Source organism: Halorubrum sp. Ea1 (assembly GCF_002252965.1).
Classification (GTDB): Archaea; Halobacteriota; Halobacteria; order Halobacteriales; family Haloferacaceae; genus Halorubrum.
In genome coordinates this window covers 1-477 of sequence record NZ_NHPG01000095.1, presented here as the reverse complement: position 1 = coordinate 477, position 477 = coordinate 1, and the positions used below count along the sequence as shown (strand labels likewise).

The window sequence follows — 477 nt, the reverse complement described above, 5'->3', positions numbered from 1 at the left end:
CGAACGCCTCGCCGAGCTCGTTCGCTTCTTCGACGATACCCGGCGCTCTCTCCGATCGATCGACGGCTGCAACGATTACCATACTGACCGTATTCCGCCCCGGAATATAAAAGGTTCCTCCCGGTGGGTCGACTCGCGTCACGGGGCCGCGGCGCGCGAACCGGCGCGAACGACGATCGACGACCGAACTGGCTCTCGCCGGTCGACCGGGGCGCACACCGCCTTTGTATACCAAGTTCGACAGCTGACAACGGGAATTTTAATAGAAACATTTATGATATTGCCACCGAATGGCATGCATGGATACGGCGAAAGCCGAACCCCCGAAAGCGGATCCGGGCGAGAAAACCAGCTGAGCCGACCAACGTGACAAGATGACAGAAGAAACACCAACCGACTCGGTCGAATCGACCTCGAACACGAAGCGGCGACGCTTCCTGCAGGCGATCGGCGCAACCTCCGCCATTTCGCTCGCCG

General features: G+C 59.7%; 1 protein-coding gene. It reads right to left on the bottom strand.

Translation table 11 applies throughout. The features are described 5' to 3' along the window. Window positions 1–259 precede the first annotated feature (259 nt). Window positions 260–477, bottom strand: a 218-nt coding sequence (locus DJ73_RS20640) for a hypothetical protein (RefSeq protein ID WP_217900440.1), incomplete at its 5' end; no start/stop codon positions are given.